The sequence below is a fragment of the Mariniphaga sediminis genome (assembly GCF_003573545.1).
In the GTDB taxonomy this organism is placed as follows: domain Bacteria; phylum Bacteroidota; class Bacteroidia; order Bacteroidales; family Prolixibacteraceae; genus Mariniphaga; species Mariniphaga sediminis.
This window is the reverse complement of sequence record NZ_QWET01000008.1, coordinates 285075-302260: the sequence shown is the minus strand read 5'-3', so window position 1 is coordinate 302260 and position 17186 is coordinate 285075. Positions and strand designations below refer to the sequence as shown.

The following is a 17186-nucleotide window of genomic DNA, read 5'->3' as shown; positions in this document are numbered from 1 at the left end:
GGAATGACGGGGCCCGTCCCAAACGGGTTTACCTGGCGCCCGAGAAAAAATCCCTTCCCTTTAAACAGGTTGATGATTATATCGAAGTGACGGTACCAAAATGTAAGGGGTATTCACTGGTCGTTTTTGAAGACTAAAACGGAGTGGAGACAGTGAAACAAAAAATGATTATTGGCTAACTTTGTTTGTTTGCCGGCCTGCCGGAAAATAGCCTGTTTTGCATTGTTCTGAAATTAAAAAGGAATAAAATCAGTGGTCAAAAGTGAGATCATTTCTCCTTGCTCCCTCCTTTCAAAAGGCTGAAAATATAACCGGCGACAAAACAGGAAATCACCCCGGTGGCTGAAAAAACGAGCAGGTGTACCGTCTGATTAACCGATACCAGCACCTGTACAACAATACTGACAGCAATTCCCGACAAAGCTCCGAACGAATTGGCCCGTTTCGATAGAATTCCCAGCAAAAATACACCGCCGAGGCTGCCGATTACCAGCCCCAATACCCGTTGAAACTCGTCCCACAACGATTTAACATCTGCTGTGGCCATAAAAAAGGCAAAAAGGGTTCCGGCGATTCCGATTACCAGCGTGGCTCTCCGGGCAATATTTAATTCGCTTACTTTTTTGTTCCACTTAAATCGAAAATGAATGTCTGTTGAATAAGCCGTTGCCGCTGAATTCATGCTGCTGCTCAGGCTACTCATGGCGGCAGCAAAAATACCGGCAATCAGTAACCCTGAAATTCCACGGGGAAGTTGAGAGGCAATGTACCATGGAAATATGGCATCGTTGTTTGCAAAGGTTGGATTCAGTTCTGCCGGATAGGTTTTGTAAAAGACAAAAAGTGCCGTTCCCACAAAAAAGAAGATCAGGGTAGCCGGAATGGTTAAAATGGCGTTGGTCCATACGCTTTTTTTTGCCTCTTTTTGCGTTTTGGTGGTTAAATAGCGCTGTACCATGGTTTGGTCTGTGCCGTATGTGGTAATGCTGGCAAAAATACCACCCAGCAACATCACCCACAGGGTGGGCTGTTTGAGCGACCATGTAAGATCGGTTACATTAAATTTATGGTTGTTTGCCGCCACCTCCACGATGGAGCCCAAGCCGCCATCGACAGCAAAAGTGATTAAAACAAGTGACAACAGAGCGCCTCCGAGCAAAACAATTACCTGCATCACGTCAGTCCAGATTACTGCTTCTATTCCACCCAACATGGTGTACACTAGGCTGATAACTCCCATGAGTGCAATGCATACGAAAATGTCAATGCCGGTTGCCACATTCAGCGCAATGGATGGCAGAAACATCACCACCCCCATTCGTCCAACCTGAAACAAGATAAATGAAAGGCTTCCGATAAGCCTTACGGCCAGGTTAAATCGGTTTTCCAGGTATTCGTAAGCTGTGGTAATATTCAGTTTCCGATAAAAAGGGATGAACAGAAAAACGATGATTGGCGCTACCATAAAAATAGTCATGTTCAGCATAAAATAGGACCAGTCGGTCGCATAGGTTTTTGCCGGAATGGCCATAAAAGTGATAGCACTCAGGGCCGTTCCGAAGATGCTTAATCCGGCTGCCCACCAGGGAACACGGCCCCCGCCTTTAAAATAGTCGTTGGTATCCTTTTGTCGTTTCGAAAAAAAGTAGCCCATCCATGAAAGTACCAGAAAGTAGAGGGCAATAACAAGTACATCAAGCCAACTGAGGTGTCTGTTTTCCGGATTGATATCAATTTTTAGTATGGAAGGTGTCCGTACTCCTGGGCGGATTTCGCCGGAAGGGACGAATACACTTTTCCCCTCGGTGACTGCCCGGGTAGTAACCTGTCCGGCACCCAGCAGCTTTCCTGCTTCGTACATGACGTGAGTGAGTGTGTTAAATGCCATTAGCCGGTTTCCAAAACCGGGATGGTTTTGCAGGTGATCCAACAGTTCTTTTTCTGCCTGATCCAGTTTATCCTGAACGGGTTGACCACTGCTTTTCAGTTTACGGAGTTCTGAAATCTGCTTTTCGAAGACCAGTTGTTTTTTCATCTGCTCCCCGTTGGCACCCGATGCAAAAACAATGGTGCTGGCTCCTGCCGGGAAAGCAGTGCCGGCCATTACCGGGAACGGTGGGTTACTGCCGTCGGAGATTACGCTCCATTCCCGGAGGAAGGGATTAAAAACATGGGCGTCGTGCAGGATTTTCGGATTGGTTCTGGGCTGGACATTCCGGCCCGAAAAAAGGTAAAAACAGTTGGTTTCGCCGTTACTTTGCCCCACCCCTACAGCAAATGCGCGGGGAGCTCCATCCCATGCCGGAAGTTCTTCCCAACCCCATTCTGTGGGATTTTCACCGGTAACTTGTAGCCTGAAAAAATGCAAGCCTGATGCTCCGCCAGGGGATGACACTCCCCCGGCAACATAAATGTACCCGTCCACTTTGGCAGACGCAAAGTTAGTGAGAGGCACAGGCAGTGCGGGTCCCGGTTTTATCTCCACATCTTCGCTTTCGGGCCGGTAGTCGATAAACCAACTTTCGGAGATACAGTCCTTGTCAGTGTTTCCGCCAAAGCAAAATAATCCGTTTGAAGTTTCTAAAGCGCCGCCGTAAGCAGCCAGGTAGGGAATTTTTTGCGCTGAAGTTTTCCATTTGTATTTTCCTTCTGCATCCTTTGTCAGAATAAAAATTTCATCGTAATACTTTTTTGTTCCACCTTCCCAGGGCATTCTGCCGGGAAAGTTGGCGCCACCGGCTATGATTAAAATATCGTCGTCGGTTCCGGTGTAAGGGCCGGCCAAACCAGGCTGGACTGAATAACCTGTATTGGGTGGCAGGTCGGGTAGTGTGGAAAACGTAAAATAGTTGCTTTCTGCGCGAATGTTTAAAATAAAAATATACAGGGAAAGGATGGAAAGAAGATACTTCATATTTCAGTCATTATTTCAGGTTTGTTTTTCGAAAAACTCAGGGATAATGTGTTGGGCTTCTTTTCGTACCGTTTCGGCCATTTCTTCCGGAATAGAACGGTATGGCCAGCGCAATGTTGGTCCTGTATCTGCCCATCCTCCCACCAGCGCCATAAACCGGTCGCAGGCCTGGTTCGAATAATGATGCTCTGTTATCAGTGGTAAAATGCAGGTTTGCATAAACTTCCCAATGCGTCTTTCCAGTTCCAGTGCGGATTCCATGTCGTTTTTTATCTGGTTGTACCATCGTTGTGCCGCAAACGGGTTCAAACAGGCCATGTTGGAATAAGCGCCATGGGCACCCGCTTTTATTCCTGTAGCCAAATGATGTCCGGGGATAAAAACGGAAAGTCCCTTTCGGTTGTCCCTCATTTGGGAATACCACTCCATATTGGCCCCGAAATCGGATACTTTTACGCCCATTAGCGAGGGGACATGCTTTTTCAGAATGGCCCATTCTTCCGGTTTTAGCTGTCTTTTGGCATGTGGAGGATTGTATAAAACAAGGCTGATTTCTCCTGCTTCTTCCGCCATATTTTTTAGAAAGACGATACTTTCCTCAAGGGTTGGCGGAAACCAGTCGGGTAGAATAACCTGCACAGCGCACGGCTTTAAGTGTTTGATCGTTTTTAGCCGCTGCAGCGAAAGTTGCGGACTCGGATGACTCACCCCAATTTGAAAAGGGATACCGGCTTTTTCGCACCTGGACGCCAGCATCTCACTTATTTTCAAAAACTCATCTTCGGTTTGTGTGTAAAATTCGCCGGCTGTTCCGTTGGAATAGATGCCGTTTGGTTTTGATGAGATCAGAATATCGATTTCATCACGCAGTCTGGAATAATCAATGTCTCCCTGGCTGTCGGTTGCCAGAAGCAGAGTTTCCCAGTTGCCGTATATTTCTTTCGAATGGAATGGTTTCATACAGGTTATTTTTGACCAGATTGATACGAAGCCACAGTATGGTTTTTATTTCCAATTTTGCACCTTCGTGGTGTCATATTTTTTCTAAGATTGTCCCTTGTGAAAACAACTCTTTCCGTTTAAACGAGACAAAAACCATTTTTTCGTATGGTTTCTTTTCGCCTGCTTCAAAAAACAGCCCGATCTGTCCGTTGGGTAATTTTACGAGGCAGGAATAGGCTGAAGGACCAGCATAGATTAGTTTGGCGTTACTCCAGCTTTGGCAGTTATCAAAACTGGATTTTATTGTCATGGCAGTTCGGCCAACCGGTACGGCGGGGTTGGAAAACAGGTGAACAGTTTTTTTATTTTCCGTCTCCAAGCCCAGGATACTGGCCTGACATCTCGATTCCACCAGTTGAAAATCGTGTTCGATGTCTGTCCAGGTCTGGCCGCCATCTGTGCTGAAACTGATGGCCCGTGAATACTTTTCGTTGTATGATCGCATGTTCATCACCAGCGTTCCATCGGATAATTCCGTTACCTGGCTTTCATTGCATCCCGGGCCTATGGATTCACTCCTGTTCCATGTTTTTCCATGATCGTCGGAGTACAAAACGTGCGCTCCGTATTCGTAGGGCCCGTTTCTGACAGTTCCTTCCGGGTCGTCGTAACTGTGGTTGGCCGGAATAACCAGTCGCCCTTTGTAAGCCCCGTTTTTTAGCTGGATGCCAATCCCCGGACCGGTGGCATACCATCCCCAGGAGGCATCGCGGCCGCTTTCTGAAAGGTTTTGAGGCTCTGACCAGGTACGCCCGTCGTCATCGGAATAGCATACAAAAGGTTGCCTCGGCGAGGACGCTTTTTTATGAATGATTTCCGATTCACTGTCTTCACCGTTGTTCCAGGTGAGAAACAACCAGATCCGGCCGGTTTCTTCATCTATTACCGGGCACGGGTTCCCGCAGGTATTCGCTCCGTCGTTCCAAACCACCTGCTCATCGCTCCAGGTTTTGCCATTGTCTGCAGAGCGTTTTAGCAGGATGTCAATGTTGCCCGAATCGCCGGCTTCACGGCCTTCACAAAAGGCGAGCAACGTCCCTTTTTGCGTTGCAATAATTGAAGGAATCCGGTAGTTGTTGTACTTTCCGGTTCCTTGTTGCCATAATATTTGCGTGGTTTGGGCTGTCGCAGAACCGCAGTATAGTATTCCACAGTAGCAAAAGACAGTAAAAATCAATGTCGAAGATAGTTTTGCTTTCATAGTCAGTTTTTTATAAATGAATTATTGACCTTTTTCGTTTACCGTACATGACAAAAAGACCTGTGCTAAATGGTATTGGCTTTTTATCCTTTTTCCGGTAGAATGGACTTTTATTACATGTCGAAAAAACCTGCTGCCTCCATTTCCTTTATAAAACTTTCGTGTTCACTTTCAGTCATGTTTTTCAACGGATACCGACACTTTCCACAATCAATCCCAACAGATTTCATCCATGTTTTTCCGGAGACAATAGCTCCGTGATATTTCACCAGAATCTCAATTATTTTTACACTCTTGTACTGGTTTTTTCTTGCCGCCGTAATATTCCCAGTGTTAAAATCAGAGATAATTTGCTCGTAAAGGGGAGCCATAAAGTTGAACGTGCTGCCTACCGCTCCTTTTGCTCCAAATGCAAGTCCGGCCAGAAGCATTTCATCGAAGCCGCTGAGGATATCCCATTTTCCGTAGTGGAGGTGGAGGCATTGTTGCATCTCCATAAAATTGGTGTGGGTGAACTTTATACCTGCAAGATTTGGAATCACTGGCGCTGCTTTTTGTAAAAAATCAACCATCGATAACGAAACCCCGGATACTGAAGGGATGTGGTAGTAATAAAACGGCAAATCCCGGGCACCGGAGGCAACCTCGGCGCAAAAATCAACCAGATCCTCTACGGTGGAAGGCGACAAAAATACGGGCCCCATGCATCCCACTGCATACGCACCTGTTTCCTGTGCATGACGCGCCAGCTCATACGATTGTTTTGATGAGGTGCTGCCTACATGAACGATAACTTTAAAATTTTCGGTTTGTTCGGCGATCCATTTTTCTGCTACTTCTTTCCTTTCGTCGGATGTCATTAGCATCCCTTCGCCGGTTGTCCCGCAAATAAAAACACCACTTAGCCTGTCGTTTTTTAATTTGGTGACATAATCGGGGATTAGTCCGGTATTCAGTGAGCCATCCCCTTTCATCGGTGTAAAAGGAGCGGCAATTAATCCTTCAATCTTTTTAAAATTCATAGGTTATTTGTGTTGATAATTGTATAGAAATTCCAAGTATGGTTGCAAATGCATGCTTATAGCTTTCCGGTAGCCCTCTCTGTCTCCTTTTTTTATAAACTCCAGAATGTCTGCGTGTGTGACGATTTTGTTCTCCTTTTTTAGCCGTTGACTGATGGGCTTAAAATAGTTCTCATGATTTTGTTCGGAAAACGAGAAGATGGGATGCATTAGTTCCTGAAACTTCAGGATAAACTGATTCCCGGCAATCTGGTATATTTTGAGATGAAATTTTATCTCGTCCTCTGCCGAAAGGCTGTTGATGCCAAGTGCTTTTTGACGGGCAACGATTTCATACAGTTCTTTTATATCGTTGTCTGTAATATTGGTGAAAATAAAATCGGTAATCCCCACTTCAAGAGCTATGCGCATTCCCATCATGTCTTTGATGGTTTCAATGCTCAGTAATTGCGGGTCAAGTACTTTTTTAAACCCATTCAGTAGCGGGGGTTCAGTAACAATAATTCCCCGTTTTGTCCGCGACTCTATTAAACCCAGCATCCGCAGCCGGCTCATGGCTTCGCGCACTACATTCCGGCTAATGCCCATCATCTCAGAAAATTGCATTTCGTTGGGAAGGGCATCTCCGGGCACCAAGTGGTTCTCTTTTATGTATCCGATAATTTTCTCTTCTGCCTGATCGGCCAGTGTTGTGGTATGTAATTCCTTCATGCTTATTTATTAGAATAATACCTATTTGTAGGACAAATGTAGTGAAAAATATTAATCTGAGAGTTTTTTAGGATTTTTTTAACCTGATGCTATCCCATATTTTTAGAGTTCAATGGTAAGTCAGATAGGAATAGTAGCATGCTGGATGCTGAATGTATTGCTATAGAAAAATGGAACGAGAAGAGAAGAATAACTCCGACCGGAGATATATCCTGTTTCGTTGCTTCAATTTTTTATAAATAGTGAAACCCTCAAGGTTTTAATTTTTAATGTTGAAGATAAAATGGAGGCGAAGAAATTAACTGAAATCAGTATCTGACGCGAACAATATCTCCGAAAACCCGTAATTTCGGGTGATCAACAAACGCCCTTATCTGGTACTCTTTGCCTTCTTTTTTTATGTCGGGAGCGATGGAAAAATTTCCGGTTCCGCTAACTTCAAGCCTCTCTGTTTCTTTCCATTCATCAGAATAAAGTTCTTCCACAAATCCGGCGTACTGGCGGTACTGGAATCCAACTTTCAGCGATGCAGCATCTCCTGTTTTTAAAACTTCACCCTGAAGTGATAACTGGTTGCCCTCCCGCCCTGAAGGGGTAGCTTTGCGGGTCGCCACTGCCGGAGGTTGCAATGCCGGAGATACGTTGGTCATTTTTAATACGATGGGATTGTGCCACTTTTGATTGTTGTAAATACGCTGTGCCCGGACACATGAAATTTGCAATCCGGTTTCTTTTTGTTCAAAATAGGTCGTAGCATCTGTTGATAGTTGGTATTCTACCAGTTCACCCGATTGTCCCAAAACACTCACTTCACTATTCTCCGAAATCAGCGCCGACTTTATAACAAATTCTTTACGGGCACCCAGGCGCCAGTCCGGGATTTTGGTTAAAAAGGCATACAGTGTTTTTTCTTCCGGTTTCCAGGTAAACCAAATATCTTCTTCGTTAGGCAAAATCCATGGGCTTACCTTTTCAATAGCTTCCTGGTTAATAAAATTCCATGCAGCCATTTCTTGCAGGTTGGCTTCCTGTTCTTCGGGTAATGCTCCGCTGGGTTTGGGGCCTACATTGAGTAACAGGTTTCCTCCTTTTGCACGGGTTTCAATCAGAATTTCGATGAGCCGGGAACCGGTTTTATATTCTTCGTTTGTAGGCTTGTAAGCCCATTGCGTTCCCATGGTAATGCATGATTCCCATGGATCTTCAGATGAAATTCCCAATACTGTTTGTTCCGGTGTTTTGATGGCGCCACGGGTGACCACAATGTCGGGTTGCAGTTCCCAAACTACCTTTTTGCACTTCTCCTGAAGGGGCCCTTCGCCTCCGTCAAAGAAAATAATATCAATGTTGCCGTATTTGGCCATTAGTTCCATGCATTGTAGTTCAACAAGTTCCAGGTATTTTTTCATGACATGTTGCGAAATGGGTTCCGGGAAACGCCGGCGGACTTGCTGTCCGTTTTCATGTAGGAAATTAAAATCTTCGGGAGAAAAATAAAATCCGACTGCCAGTCCGGCGTTGCGTGTTGCTGTTACATATTCGGCCAGCAGATCTTTTCTGTATGGTGTGTTTGTGATGTTAAAGTCGGTGGTTTGGGTTTCCCACATACAAAATCCTGAGTGGTGTTTGGTGGTAAAAACAATGTATTTCATGCCCGCCAGTTTTGCCAGGTTCGCTATTTCTTCCGGGGCAAATTCATTTGGATTGAATGTTTTGGGAAGTTCATTCACAAACCGATCAAGATAGTCATCCGACGCGCCAACCATGGAATGACTGATAACAACGCCCAACTGGCTGTCGAAACTGAAATGAATGAACATGCCAAATCCCAGATCACGAAACCATTCCAGACGTTCGGGCTTATTCAGGTTTAGAAAATCGTGTTTGGTGCCGTCGGATGTTTGGCCGAAATGAAAAAAAGGAATACAAAAAAGGAGGAGAAACAATATAATGCTTTTCATTTTTATTTCCAGGTTTATTTTGGGCAGTAAATATATTCTTTTTAAAATGAAAAGAAGTAGGAATGAAGAAGAGAAATGTGAAGAAAAATTATGTTATACTATAAAATGTGTGGGTATTGTACCTCAGAAACGAATCGAGATTGGCTCATACAACTTCCCGTTAAGAGCGGCATTGAAAATGGTTTGAAGAAACGGAATTTTTCCCATATGTTCCATCAAATTTTTTTAGCGGAAGTCGTTGGTTTTATTCCGGCAGGTTCAATTGAAGACTTCCGGGTAACGAGTTGCATATCGTTGAAACGATAAGGAGTATTTTTCGGTTTTTTCCAAACGAGATTAATATTTATATGTATTGTCCGTTGTGTTCAACCGGCAAAAATTATTTTGGATTCTTTCCTGACGTTGAAATAAAAAAATTGGAATAATCAGGGTTAAAAATTATATATTCGTAGGATAATCAGGAAAAATAAACCGAAAGAAGATGTTTAAGAAAGAAGTTTATATCAACCGCAGGAGAAAGCTTAAAGAAAGAGTATCTAATGGGGTAGCCCTGCTTTTGGGGAATGTGGAATCACCTATGAATTACCGGGATAATACGTTTCATTTCAGGCAGGACAGTTCGTTCTTGTATTTATTTGGACTCGATTTTCCGGGTCTGGTTGGTGCGATTGATTTCGACAGTGGCGAAGATTTTATTTTTGGCAATGATGTCGATATGGACGATATCATTTGGATGGGGCCGCAGGTTACCATTCAGGAAAATGCTGAAAGAGTTGGCGTTACTCTTACTGCTTCGTTGGCAAAGCTGAATGATTTTATTTCCAAAATAATCGGGCAGGGCAGGAAAATACATATTTTGTCACCTTATCGGGCTGAGAATAAAATTTTGCTGCAGCAGCTTCTCGGGATTTCCGTTGACCGTCTTGCCGAATATGCCTCGGTGGAACTGATAAAAGCCGTTGTCGATTTGCGTTCAGTGAAAGAACCGTGCGAAATGGAAGAGATGGAAAAAGCCAGCGCCACAGGTTACGAGATGCATGTAACCGCAATGAAAATGGCCCACCCCGGTACATGGGAGCAGAAAATTGCCGGGACGATTGAAGGCATTGCTGCAGCAGGCGGAGGAATGATCTCTTTTCCTGTTATTTTATCTCAAAACGGGGAAACTCTTCATAATCATGATCATTCCCAATTGTTAAAAGAAGGACGGTTGATGCTGGTGGATGCCGGAGCCGAATCGTCGTTGCATTATGCTTCTGATTTTACGCGTACAATACCGGTGGGCGGAAAATTTACCCAAAAGCAGCGCGAAATTTACAACATTGTGCTGGCAGCAAATAACAGGGCTGCAGAACTCATTCGTCCGGGGGTGCCTTTTCTTTCGGTTCACCGGGCAGCTTGTGAGGTGATGGCCTCCGGCCTGAAAGATCTTGGTTTGATGAAAGGGGATGTGAAGGAAGCCGTAAAAAACGGGGCACATGCATTGTTTTTTCCACACGGGCTGGGGCACATGCTGGGCCTCGATGCACATGACATGGAAGATTTGGGGCAGGTTTATGTGGGTTACGACGAAGAAATAAGGCCGTCGGAGCAGTTTGGTGAAGCGGCCCTGAGATTGGGACGGCGTTTACAACCCGGATTTGTAGTTACCAACGAACCCGGTATTTATTTCATACCGGCTCTGATTGACCAGTGGCGAAGTGAAAAAACGAATGCCGCTTTTATTAATTTCGACAAGGTAGATGAATACAGGGACTTTGGCGGGATACGGTTAGAGGATGATATGCTGGTAACTGAAAGTGGATGTGAACTCATTGGCCAAAGAGTACCCATTGAGCCGGAGGAAGTAGAAAAAGTAGTTTCGGGCTAACCGGATTTTTCTTTTTGCTTTTTTAATATCCGGTGGTAAAAGTAATCCATCTCCGTTTTGATCTCATCCCTTATTTCACGGCATTTTTGCCTTATTTCATCTTTGTTTTTTGATTTTTTGTAAGGGTTGTGAAAGCCAAGATGCATTTTTCTGTTGTATTTAACAGACGGAATTTTTAGCTCTTCTACTGTGCCGTCTCCCACTGTAATCAGGTAATCGAACACCATGTGATCAAATTTGGAATAGTGCAACGGAACATGTGGCTCAAGGTTGATACCGATTTCTGCCATCACTTCTATGGCGATGGGACTGACATGATTTGCCGGGTCAATGCCTGCTGAATAGATTTCCAGTTCCTTGTCGTAACTTTTAAGGATGGCTTCAGCCATTTGACTCCTGCAGGAATTTTGGTTGCTTAAAAAAAATATCTTCATCGAATGGGTTATGGTTTTTCGTTATCGGTTTCCAGCGCTTTTTATTTTGCCTATAAAATAGAACTAAATCGGCATTCTTCAAAATAATAGAAGAATTGATTTGGTTGAAAATTAAACTTTTACGGATGTTTTTCAGCATAAATACAGAGAATATGTTAATTAAATATGCTGAAATTCAGATTTATTCATTCTGGATATGCTTTTATACTTTAGTTACGATGCCCTCATTTATTTTGATTTCAAAAACTTTGAGTATTAAGGTGTAATTCCCTATTTTCGTAGTCTGATTATTTTATGCACACCATTGATAAATGGTTTTTAAATTTTTGTAGATGGAACCTAAAGATCTGAAAAACCCGGAAGGGTTAAAAAGTACGCAGACATCTGAAGAAGGAAATTCCGGAAAAACTGCTGCTTCAAATGAGCAGGTGAAACAAGAGGAAAAGGCTGTAAAAGCTGAAAGCGAGATACAGGAAAAACAACCTGAGACTCTTGAAACATCTGAGAATAAACAGGAACAAACGGAGGAAGAAGAGCAAATGACTCCCGGGGGACCTGTAAGTTCGGAAACAGAGAAGAAGGATCCTGAAGAGACCGAGCAGCCGGAGGATGAAGGATTAGACGATAGAGGGGAAAAAGAAGAACCGGAAGAAGAACAGGCTCCTGAAACAACAAAGGAACCAGAAACAACAGAGGAAAAGGAAGAGGTTGAATCAAAGGTGGTTGAGGCAGAAGAAAAACAGAGTACAGGAATGCCTGCTGAGGAAGAAGAATTATCCGATACATCAGAAGAAGTTCCCGCTGAGCCGGTAATGGAAGCCGAGGTGGAAGAAACAGAAGAGGTTGTGTCGGCAGAAGGGAAAGTGGTGGATGAAAAGAAAGAACAACCTTTGGAGGAAGAAGCTGGGGAAGCAGAGTCTGAAACCGGCGAAATAAGCACGCCAGATGGTGAAGGAGCGGGTGAAGCTGAGGAAAGTCCGAAAGTAGAGAAGGCTCCTGAAGTTGAGGAAGAATCTCCAAAGGAAGAGGAAAGCGTTGAATTACAGCAAGTCGATAAAGAAGAAGAACCGGTAGCCGAGAGTGTTTCAAAGGAGGAAGCTTCGGAAGAGTCACCGGAAGGTACCGATGAGACTGAGCAGGGAGAAGAGAAGGAAGAAGCATCCGGGAAGCTGGCTCCAGAAGAGGAGAAAGCCGATGAGATAAAGGCTGAAGAAAGAGAAGAAAGGAAAGAGGAGAGGAAGAAAACAAAAGTTGTAAAAAGAGAAAAACCTGATTATACAACCTTCACACAAATCGAACTGGTAAATACTTTGCGCGATGTGCTTGAGAGCAATGGTGACCACGATGTTAAAGACGATGTGGAGGAAATCAAAGCGGCATTTTACAAGCATGTAAAAGACGAGATTGAAGAGCAGAAAAAGAAGTTTCTGGAAGAAGGGGGAGAAGAAGAAGACTTTCAGGAAGAAGAAAATCCGTATGAGCAGGATATCAAAGATTTACTGAAACGATATCGTCAAATCAGGCATGAATTTAATAAAAAGCTGGATGAGGAAAAAGAGATCAACCTCCAGTTGAAATATGATATAATTGAAGATATTAAAGGATTGATCCACAAAGAGGAATCAATCAACAAAACATTCCAGGAATTCAGGGATTTGCAACAGCGCTGGCGTGAGATTGGGCTGGTTCCGCAATCAAAAATGAAGGATTTGTGGGATACGTATCACTTTCATGTAGAAAGTTTTTACGACTACATAAAGATCAATAAAGAGCTGCGCGACCTCGATTTGAAAAAGAACCTGGAAATGAAAATCAGGCTCTGCGAACAGGCCGAGGAATTGTTGTTGGAAACGAACATAATCAAAGCATTCAATGCCCTGCAGAAACTGCATGAACGCTGGCGTGAAATCGGCCCGGTTCCGCGTGAGAACAAGGATGATATTTGGGAACGGTTTAAGGCATCGACAGCCAAAATCAATAAAAAGCATCAGGAGTATTTTGAAAACCGAAAAACCGAACAGAAAAAGAATTTAGAAGCCAAACGGGCACTTTGTGAGCAGGTGGAAGAAATCAACGAACTTGAACTGGCTACCCATAAAGATTGGGCTGATAAGTCAAAAGAGGTGGTAAATCTGCAAAAGGTGTGGCGAACCATTGGTTTTGCTCCCCGCAAGGACAACAATAAAATTTTTAAACGCTTCCGCGAAGCATGCGATAGTTTTTTTGATGCCAAACGTGAGTTTTATTCGAAAAATAAAGAGTTGCAGCAAAATAACCTGCAATTGAAGATTGACCTGTGTATGCAGGCCGAAGCGCTGAAGGACAGCATTGACTGGCGCAAAACAACCCAGGATTTAATCAATATTCAAAAGCAATGGAAAGAAATCGGTCCGGTTTCGCGTAAGCACTCCGATGTGTTGTGGAAGCGTTTCAGGGCAGCCTGCGATTATTTTTTCGATAAAAAGTCAGAGCATTTTTCCAATATCGACTCTGAACAGGTTGATAACCTGAAGGATAAAGAACAACTTGTTGAAGACGTAGAGAGCTTTGAACCTTCCGATAATGCCGATGAGAACCTGAGAAACCTCAAAGAATTTCAGCGGCGCTGGACAGAAATCGGGCATGTTCCCATTAAGAAAAAGGATGAAATTCAGCGAAGATTCAGGGAAGCAATAGATAAATTGTTTGATGACCTGAAGTTGGATGAATCGAAGAGGAACCTGTTGAAGTTCAGATCTAAAATGGCCTCGTTTTCGGAGTCTTCGCGTGGTCAGAATAAAATGCGTTTCGAGCGCGATAAATATATGTCGAAGTTGAAGCAACTGGAAAATGATTTGGTGCTGCTCGACAATAATATTGGATTTTTTGCCAAGTCAAAAAATGCTGAATCGCTGATTGAGGACGTCAAGCAAAAGATTGAGCAAACGAAGGAAAAAATTGAGTTGTTGAAAGATAAAATAAGGGTGATTGACGAGATGGATCAATCGGAAGAATAGTTACCCGAAGTCATAAAAAAAAGAGCCCCGTCTGGATTTTGAAACCTGACGGGGCTTATTTTTTTTATTTTTTGTAAACTTTTTTATACCCGTAAATGGCGCTGTCACCCAATTCTTCTTCAATGCGGAGAAGTTGGTTGTATTTAGCCATACGGTCGGAGCGGCTAAGCGATCCGGTTTTGATTTGACCACTGTTGGTTGCAACGGCAATGTCAGCAATAGTGGCATCTTCTGTTTCACCTGAGCGGTGAGAAGTAACAGAAGTGTAACCGGCGCGGTGAGCCATTTCAATCGCATCCAGGGTTTCGGTCAGCGTACCAATCTGGTTCACTTTTATCAGGATGGAGTTGGCAGCTCCCAGTTCAATTCCTTTTTTCAGATATTCCACGTTGGTCACAAACAGGTCGTCGCCTACCAACTGGCACTTGTCGCCAATGGCGCTATTCAATTTTACCCAACCATCCCAGTCACCTTCGTCGCAACCGTCTTCAATAGAATCGATCGGGAATTTTGCAACCAGTTCAGCCAGGAAAGCTACCTGCTCTTCGCGGCTACGTTTTGCACCGCCTTCACCTTCAAATTTGCTGTAATCATAAATACCATCACTGTAAAATTCGGAAGCGGCACAGTCAAGTGCGATAGAAACGTCGCCGCCATCTTCTGCACGACCGGGTTTGTAACCGGCTTTTTTGATGGCTTCGATAATGGAGTTCAGCGCATCTTCAGTTCCGTCAAGCGCCGGGGCAAAACCACCTTCGTCACCTACTGCAGTACTGAGATTACGATCATGTAATACTTTTTTCAATGCATGGAAAACTTCAGCACCCATACGCAATCCTTCACGGAAAGAAGCCGCGCCAATAGGACGAATCATAAATTCCTGAAATGCAATCGGTGCATCGGAATGAGACCCCCCGTTAATGATATTCATCATGGGTACAGGCAGGGTTTTAGCGTTGGTTCCACCAATGTAACGGTAGAGTGGCAGGCCGGCAAATTCGGCAGCAGCCTTGGCACAAGCCAGCGAAACACCCAGCATGGCGTTAGCCCCGAGGTTCGATTTGGTTTTTGTTCCGTCCAGTTCCAGCAGTTTGCTGTCAATGGCAACCTGGTCGGTTCCGTCCATTCCTACCAATTCTTTGGCAATTACGTCGTTTACGTTGTCAACGGCTTTTAAAACCCCTTTCCCGAGGTAGCGGCTTTTGTCTCCGTCACGCAGTTCGAGTGCTTCGTTCTCTCCGGTAGAGGCACCTGAAGGTACGGCTGCACGGCCAAATGCACCGCTTTCGAGGAGCACTTCCACTTCGATTGTCGGGTTTCCGCGCGAATCTAAAATTTCCCTTGCTTTAATGTCGCTAATTAACATGATAATTTGTTTTTATTGTTTAACTCCTATTTGTTTTTGGTCAGAAAATCAGCCTTTTGAGCCAATTTGCCAAGTGCTGGCCAAAGATAAGAAAAATGTTCTGTTTCCTTTGGATGGCAGGAAAGAGGGGAGCGTGATATTTCATATAGTGTTAACCTGGACTTTCGCTGAAGATCAATTCATCATGAGGCACCAACCTGAAATTATTTCAAGATTTTGTGTCATCTGTATTGAGCAAAGCAACCCTTCAGATTTAGGACAGGAAGTAGTAGGGAATGGTTTCTTTTGGAAATTAATTATCTCCCAGGCTAAAAGTCGACGGAAACATAAATTATCTGTTTGATGGCGGCTGGTTTGTTTCATCTTTCTATTTTTGTGTGTTCACATTCAGTTTGAAAATAATACAAAGTATCAAGATAAAAATAGAAAATGATGGATAAAGTTGTTGAACGGTTTATACGTTATGCCAAAGAATTTACCACTTCTGACCCTGAAAGCAAAACCTGTCCGAGCACCGAAAGGCAAATGGTTTTTATGAAAAAACTGGAAGCCGAATTGAAAGAAATAGGTCTTGCAGAAGTAGAACTTGACGAAAACGGATACCTCATGGCTACTGTCCCGTCCAATGGAAATGACAGCGGGCCGGTGGTAGGCTTTATTGCGCATGTGGATACCAGTCCCGATTTTTCCGGGGAAAATGTGCAGCCACAGATTATTGAAAAGTATGATGGAAATACGATTCACCTGAAAAACGGGGTGGATATCGATCCGGTTGAGTTTCCGGAAATTATGAAATACAAAGGCCAGGAAATTATTACTGCCGACGGGACTACTCTTTTGGGGGCCGACGACAAAGCCGGGGTGGCCGAAATTGTTACGGCCGCCGAAATGTTGCTGAACAGCAAAAAAATAAAACATGGTAAAATACGAATTGGGTTTACACCCGATGAAGAAATAGGGAGAGGGGCCGACAAATTTGATGTGAAAAAGTTCGGCGCCGATTTTGCCTACACGCTTGACGGCGGAGAGATTGGTGAACTTGAATTTGAAAATTTTAATGCCGCCGGGGCAAAAATTACGATTCAGGGACGCAGTGTTCATCCCGGGTTTGCCAAAAATAAAATGATAAATGCCTTGCTGGTGGCCTATAAAATTATTTCCATGCTTCCACCTACCCAGCGCCCTGAACATACAGAGAAATATGAAGGGTTTTATCACCTGATGTCGCTGAATGGCAATGTGGAAAAGGCAGAGATGCAATACATTATTCGCGACCACGATGCCCCAAAGTTTGAAGAGAAAAAACGACTGTTGAAAGAAATTGTTCAGTTGATAAACCTGGAGTTAGGCCGCGAATTGGTTCATTTGGACATGAAGGACCAGTACTATAACATGCGACAAAAAATTGAACCTGTGCCGCATGTGGTTGAAATTGCCAAAGGAGCAATGAAAAAAGCAGGAGTAGCCCCCAACATAAAAGCGATTCGTGGCGGAACAGACGGAGCAAGGCTTTCGTACGAAGGGTTGCCATGCCCCAATGTTTTTGCCGGCGGCCACAATTTTCACGGACCATTTGAATTTATTCCCATTCCATCAATGAAAAAAGCGGTGGAAGTGATTCTGAATATTGCGGAATTGACTGTTTTACGCTAAATTTACTTTTTCATTCAGAATAAATCTGTTTCAATAACATTGAATGCAGAGACATT

At 43.9% G+C, this 17186-nt stretch carries 13 protein-coding genes; 5 read left to right on the top strand and 8 right to left on the bottom strand.

Going from position 1 to position 17186, the window contains the following annotated elements:
• Window positions 1–268: 268 nt before the first annotated feature.
• The 6 genes from D1164_RS13110 to D1164_RS13085 all read right to left on the bottom strand — a co-directional run bounded on the left by D1164_RS13110 (window position 269) and on the right by D1164_RS13085 (window position 8811).
• The gene (locus D1164_RS13110; RefSeq protein WP_119350435.1) at window positions 269–2914 is read right to left on the bottom strand and encodes a sodium:solute symporter family transporter; all 2646 of its coding nucleotides are present in this window, start codon (window positions 2912–2914) and stop codon (window positions 269–271) included.
• A 15-nt stretch (window positions 2915–2929) separates the two neighbouring features.
• Entirely contained in the window at window positions 2930–3874 is a 945-nt protein-coding gene (locus tag D1164_RS13105; protein WP_119350434.1) for a dihydrodipicolinate synthase family protein, read from the bottom strand.
• Between the two features lie 73 nt (window positions 3875–3947).
• Window positions 3948–5117, bottom strand: coding sequence for a sialidase family protein (locus tag D1164_RS13100; RefSeq protein ID WP_119350433.1), 1170 nt, complete (start codon window positions 5115–5117; stop codon window positions 3948–3950).
• Between the two features lie 113 nt (window positions 5118–5230).
• Complete coding sequence (locus D1164_RS13095) at window positions 5231–6139, bottom strand: dihydrodipicolinate synthase family protein (RefSeq protein WP_119350432.1); 909 nt, start codon at window positions 6137–6139, stop codon at window positions 5231–5233.
• A gap of 3 nt (window positions 6140–6142) precedes the next feature.
• Window positions 6143–6850, bottom strand: coding sequence for a FadR/GntR family transcriptional regulator (locus D1164_RS13090; RefSeq protein ID WP_119350431.1), 708 nt, complete (start codon window positions 6848–6850; stop codon window positions 6143–6145).
• A 308-nt stretch (window positions 6851–7158) separates the two neighbouring features.
• Entirely contained in the window at window positions 7159–8811 is a 1653-nt protein-coding gene (locus tag D1164_RS13085) for an alpha-L-fucosidase (protein ID WP_206611003.1), read from the bottom strand.
• Window positions 8812–8857: 46 nt separating this feature from the next.
• Between D1164_RS13085 and D1164_RS23775 the strand changes: the two genes are divergently transcribed.
• Both D1164_RS23775 and D1164_RS13080 read left to right on the top strand, forming a co-directional pair.
• On the top strand, window positions 8858–8998 hold the full coding sequence (locus D1164_RS23775) for a hypothetical protein (protein WP_172594448.1): 141 nt from the start codon (window positions 8858–8860) through the stop codon (window positions 8996–8998).
• 294 nt (window positions 8999–9292) lie between these two features.
• Window positions 9293–10681 (top strand): aminopeptidase P family protein, encoded by a 1389-nt coding sequence (locus D1164_RS13080; protein ID WP_119350429.1) that lies wholly within the window; start codon window positions 9293–9295, stop codon window positions 10679–10681.
• Here D1164_RS13080 and D1164_RS13075 read toward each other — a convergent pair.
• On the bottom strand, window positions 10678–11115 hold the full coding sequence (locus tag D1164_RS13075) for an arsenate reductase/protein-tyrosine-phosphatase family protein (RefSeq protein WP_119350428.1): 438 nt from the start codon (window positions 11113–11115) through the stop codon (window positions 10678–10680). The two genes, D1164_RS13080 and D1164_RS13075, sit on opposite strands and share 4 nt — an antisense overlap.
• 332 nt (window positions 11116–11447) lie before the next feature.
• Between D1164_RS13075 and D1164_RS13070 the strand changes: the two genes are divergently transcribed.
• On the top strand, window positions 11448–14111 hold the full coding sequence (locus tag D1164_RS13070) for a DUF349 domain-containing protein (protein WP_119350427.1): 2664 nt from the start codon (window positions 11448–11450) through the stop codon (window positions 14109–14111).
• A 64-nt stretch (window positions 14112–14175) separates the two neighbouring features.
• On the opposite strand, the gene eno is transcribed toward D1164_RS13070, so the two are convergent.
• Window positions 14176–15477 (bottom strand): phosphopyruvate hydratase, encoded by a 1302-nt coding sequence (eno, locus tag D1164_RS13065; RefSeq protein ID WP_119350426.1) that lies wholly within the window; start codon window positions 15475–15477, stop codon window positions 14176–14178.
• On the opposite strand from eno, the gene D1164_RS13060 reads away from it, so the two are divergent.
• Window positions 15461–15820: a hypothetical protein gene (locus tag D1164_RS13060; protein WP_147372184.1), complete on the top strand. Its 360-nt coding sequence runs from the start codon at window positions 15461–15463 to the stop codon at window positions 15818–15820. The two genes, eno and D1164_RS13060, sit on opposite strands and share 17 nt — an antisense overlap.
• Before the next feature lie 86 nt (window positions 15821–15906).
• On the top strand, window positions 15907–17130 hold the full coding sequence (gene pepT / locus D1164_RS13055) for a peptidase T (RefSeq protein WP_206611002.1): 1224 nt from the start codon (window positions 15907–15909) through the stop codon (window positions 17128–17130).
• The last annotated feature ends 56 nt before the right edge of the window (window positions 17131–17186 follow it).

Excerpts from the sequence above, each read along its gene's own strand:
- D1164_RS13095 (WP_119350432.1), bottom strand. The coding sequence starts at position 6,139 with ATGAATTTTAAAAAGATTGAAGGATTAATTGCCGCTCCTTTTACACCG.
- D1164_RS13085 (WP_206611003.1), bottom strand. The coding sequence starts at position 8,811 with ATGAAAAGCATTATATTGTTTCTCCTCCTTTTTTGTATTCCTTTTTTT.
- eno (WP_119350426.1), bottom strand. The coding sequence starts at position 15,477 with ATGTTAATTAGCGACATTAAAGCAAGGGAAATTTTAGATTCGCGCGGA.
- D1164_RS13105 (WP_119350434.1), bottom strand. The coding sequence starts at position 3,874 with ATGAAACCATTCCATTCGAAAGAAATATACGGCAACTGGGAAACTCTG.
- D1164_RS23775 (WP_172594448.1), top strand. The coding sequence starts at position 8,858 with ATGAAAAGAAGTAGGAATGAAGAAGAGAAATGTGAAGAAAAATTATGT.
- pepT (WP_206611002.1), top strand. The coding sequence starts at position 15,907 with ATGATGGATAAAGTTGTTGAACGGTTTATACGTTATGCCAAAGAATTT.
- D1164_RS13080 (WP_119350429.1), top strand. The coding sequence starts at position 9,293 with ATGTTTAAGAAAGAAGTTTATATCAACCGCAGGAGAAAGCTTAAAGAA.
- D1164_RS13060 (WP_147372184.1), top strand. The coding sequence starts at position 15,461 with ATGTCGCTAATTAACATGATAATTTGTTTTTATTGTTTAACTCCTATT.
- D1164_RS13090 (WP_119350431.1), bottom strand. The coding sequence starts at position 6,850 with ATGAAGGAATTACATACCACAACACTGGCCGATCAGGCAGAAGAGAAA.
- D1164_RS13070 (WP_119350427.1), top strand. The coding sequence starts at position 11,448 with ATGGAACCTAAAGATCTGAAAAACCCGGAAGGGTTAAAAAGTACGCAG.
- D1164_RS13100 (WP_119350433.1), bottom strand. The coding sequence starts at position 5,117 with ATGAAAGCAAAACTATCTTCGACATTGATTTTTACTGTCTTTTGCTAC.
- D1164_RS13110 (WP_119350435.1), bottom strand. The coding sequence starts at position 2,914 with ATGAAGTATCTTCTTTCCATCCTTTCCCTGTATATTTTTATTTTAAAC.
- D1164_RS13075 (WP_119350428.1), bottom strand. The coding sequence starts at position 11,115 with ATGAAGATATTTTTTTTAAGCAACCAAAATTCCTGCAGGAGTCAAATG.